The 3,288-nt window shown below is 66.9% G+C and carries 5 protein-coding genes; 2 read left to right on the top strand and 3 right to left on the bottom strand.

Features of this window, described 5'->3' with window-relative positions; genetic code table 11:
• Together BIS11_RS13535 and urtE are read left to right on the top strand one after the other, a co-directional pair.
• A partial coding sequence (locus BIS11_RS13535; RefSeq protein ID WP_253586267.1) for an ABC transporter ATP-binding protein occupies positions 1 to 573 on the top strand: 573 nt, incomplete at its 5' end.
• Complete coding sequence (gene urtE, locus BIS11_RS13530; protein WP_253422496.1) at positions 573 to 1,280, top strand: urea ABC transporter ATP-binding subunit UrtE; 708 nt, start codon at positions 573 to 575, stop codon at positions 1,278 to 1,280. The genes BIS11_RS13535 and urtE, both read left to right, overlap by 1 nt.
• A 44-nt stretch (positions 1,281 to 1,324) precedes the next feature.
• On the opposite strand, the gene BIS11_RS18580 is transcribed toward urtE, so the two are convergent.
• The 3 genes from BIS11_RS18580 to BIS11_RS13510 all read right to left on the bottom strand — a co-directional run.
• The gene (locus BIS11_RS18580) at positions 1,325 to 1,903 is read right to left on the bottom strand and encodes a sugar O-acetyltransferase (RefSeq protein WP_301282955.1); all 579 of its coding nucleotides are present in this window, start codon (positions 1,901 to 1,903) and stop codon (positions 1,325 to 1,327) included.
• 37 nt (positions 1,904 to 1,940) lie between these two features.
• Positions 1,941 to 2,846 (bottom strand): metal ABC transporter permease, encoded by a 906-nt coding sequence (locus BIS11_RS13515; RefSeq protein WP_253422494.1) that lies wholly within the window; start codon positions 2,844 to 2,846, stop codon positions 1,941 to 1,943.
• On the bottom strand, positions 2,843 to 3,288 hold a 446-nt coding region (locus BIS11_RS13510; protein ID WP_253586266.1), incomplete at its 5' end, for a metal ABC transporter permease. The genes BIS11_RS13515 and BIS11_RS13510, both read right to left, overlap by 4 nt.

The raw sequence follows: 3,288 nt of genomic DNA, 5'->3' as shown, positions 1-3,288 counted from the left end.
TGGTTCGGCAGCCGCCACAACCTTCTGCAGATGAACGAGCCGGAGATCGCAAGCCTCGGCATCGGGCGCAAGTTCCAGAAGCCCACGGTGTTCGAGGCGCTCAGCGTGTTCGAGAATCTGGAGCTCGCCATGGCGGCGGACAAGCGCATTCTGCCCACGCTCACCGCGCGCATGACCGGCGAGGCGCGCGATCGCATCGACGAGGTGCTCGAGACGGTCGGGCTGGCCGCCCTGCGTTTTCAGCCGGCGGGGATTCTCTCCCACGGCCAGAAGCAGTGGCTCGAGATCGGCATGCTGCTCATGCAGCGCCCGCGGCTCTTGCTGGTCGACGAGCCCGTGGCCGGCATGACCGAACAGGAGATGGAGCGCACCGCCGAGCTGCTGACGCGCCTGGCCGGGCGGCAGTCGGTGGTGGTGGTCGAGCACGACATGGGCTTCGTGCGCTCGATCGCGCGCAAGGTGACGGTGCTCCACCAGGGCAGCGTACTGGCGGAGGGCAGCATGGATCAGGTATCCAGTGATCCGAAGGTGGTGGAGGTGTACCTGGGCGCGGACGACGAGGAGATGGGCTAATGCTCGCAATCGAAGGACTCAACCAGTTCTACGGCGAAAGCCACACCCTGTGGGACCTGGATCTGGAGGTGCCGAAAGGCCGATGCACCTGCGTGATGGGTCGCAACGGCGTAGGCAAGACCACGCTGATGAAGGCGATCATGGGCGAGGTCGCGGTCACGAGCGGCGCGCTCAGATTCCAGGCGCAGGGTGGCGAGGTCGAGCTGACCAGAAAGGCGATCGAGGCCCGTTCGCGTCTGGGGATTGGCTTCGTGCCCCAGGGCCGGCAGATCTTTCCGCTGCTCACGGTGGAAGAGAACCTGCGCACGGGGCTTGCCGCCCGGGCAGACGGGCTGAAGAAGATCCCCGAGCGCATTTATGAGCTCTTCCCGGTGCTCGAACAGATGAAGCACCGCCGCGGCGGCGATCTCTCCGGTGGCCAGCAGCAGCAGCTCGCCATCGGGCGGGCGCTCGTGATCGAGCCCAAACTCCTGATCCTCGACGAGCCCGGCGAGGGCATCCAGCCCAATATCGTTGCCCAGATCGGCCAGGTGATCCGCCAGCTGATCGAGGAGGACGGGCTCACGGTACTGCTGGTCGAGCAGAAGTTGCCCTTTGCCAGAAAATACGCCGACCGCTTCGTGATCATGGACCGCGGCCGCCCGGTGGCGAAAGGCGAGATCGGTGAGCTATCCCAGGAGCTGATCAAGACCCACCTGACGGTTTAAGTTATCCACACCCGGTTCGACACCGGCAGGCTCGCTCGGCGGGTTCAGGGCAAACGACGAATCACCCGCGCCGGGTTGCCGACGGCCACCACGTTGGCGGGAATGTCCCGGGTCACCACGGCGCCGGCACCGATCACGCTGTTCTCGCCGATGGTGACACCGGCCAGCACGATCACCCCGCCCCCCAGCCACACGTTGTCGTGAATGACGATGGGAGCGCCGGCTTCGAGCTTCTGGCGGCGCGCCTCGGCATCGAGCGGGTGGGTCGGGGTCAGAAGCTGCACGTTGGGGCCGATCTGGACGTCGCGACCGACCGTGATGGGGGCCACGTCCAGCGCCATCAGCCCGAAGTTGGCGAAGGAGCCTTCACCGAAACTGATGTGGTAGCCGTAGTCGACATACAGCGGCGGGCGGATGTGGGCGGTGTCGCCGAATCGCTTGAACAAGCCTTTCAAGACGGCGTGAGCGGCGTTCACGTCGTGTTCGTAGTGCCGGGCGAACTCGACCATGGCGCGCTTGGCGAGCTCGGACTCCCGGGCGAGCTCCGGGTCATCGGCGGTGTAGAGGTCGCCGGCGAGCATTCTCTGCTTTTGCGAACGGCGATCGGACGGGGGCTGGCTCATGACACTCTCCCTGCGCGTCGGCGGGTTTCTCCGGGGGTTATGCCTTGGCGACCGGCGCTGGACGGCGGCGACGCAGCCGCCGCGCAATCACGCCGTAGCGCGGCCCGCCCAGAAAGGCGAGGATCAAGAACACCCCGGTCATCACCGCCATCATGCCGCCGATCGAGACGTTGAAGTGCACGGCGAGGTAGTAGCCGAGCACGCTCGAGGCGATCGAGATCAGCGCGCCGATGACGAACATCATCCACAGCCGGTCGGTGAGCAGGTACGCCGCCGAAGCCGGCACGATGGCGAAGGCGATGAACAGCACCGCACCCACGGCATCGAACGCCGCCACGGCGGTGGAACTGGTGAGCATCAGAAGCCCGTAGAAGAGCAGGGTGGGCATGAAGCCGAAGGCCCTGGCCAGCGCCGGGTCGAAGGTGGCGAGCTTGAGTTCCTTGTAGAACAGCCCGATGAACGCGTAGTTGACCAGCGTCATCGCGCTCATCGTCACCAGCGCCTGGGGAATCGGCAGGCCGAAGAGCTCGACGGTGTCGAGCCAGACGAAGCCGATCTCGCCCAGCAGCACCGTGTGGGTGTCGATATGCACGTCGTGGGCGTAGATATTGAGCAGCAGCACCCCGACCGAGAACAGCGCCGGGAAGACCAGCCCGATGGCGGCGTCCTGCTTCACCCGCTTGGTGCCGGCGAGCGCTTCGGTGAGAAAGACCGTCAGAAGCCCGGTCAGGGCGGCGCCGATGAGCTGCACCGGCCCGCTCTGCTGGCCGGTCAGGATCCACACGATGACGATGCCGAAGACGATCGAGTGGCTGATAGCGTCCGACAGCATGCTGTTGCCGCGCAGCACCAGAAAGGTCCCCACCGCCGAAGAGGCGATGCCGACCATGGCGCCGACCAGGATGATCGGCAGCGCCGTGGCGTTCAGAAGCTCCTCGATCATGGCGTGGCCTCCTCAAATGCGGCGACGACCTGGCGGGCGCGGGCGCGTCCGGCGTCGGTGAGCGTCACGCCGGCGGTGCCGTTGGTGCGGGCGAGATAGCCCTTGCGCGCCAGCCGCGCCAGCGTGCGCCGGGCGCCCAGCGTGGTTCGGGGCGGTGTCTCGGGGTGCCTGTAGAGCGCATAGAGGAGCTGCCGGGACTGCAGGTCGGCTTTCTGGCGGTAGTGTTTCACGATGCCCCACAAGAGCCCGCGCCCCGGCGCCAGCGCCAGCGACACCAGCACGATGGCGGTGGCGGTCAGCACGATCAGAGGACCGGTGGCGAGCCCGCGCGACAGCGTGCTGATGCTCGCGCCGGTCACGCCGCTCGCGATACCGACCGTCGCGGCGATCACCAGCATGCCGCCCAGGTGGCGGCTCCACTGGCGTGCCGCCGCCGCCGGGG

The sequence above is a fragment of the Halomonas sp. 707D4 genome (assembly GCF_024158685.1).
In the GTDB taxonomy this organism is placed as follows: domain Bacteria; phylum Pseudomonadota; class Gammaproteobacteria; order Pseudomonadales; family Halomonadaceae; genus Vreelandella.
Note: the sequence above shows the minus strand (reverse complement) of the source record. Positions and strands in the feature narration are given on the sequence as shown.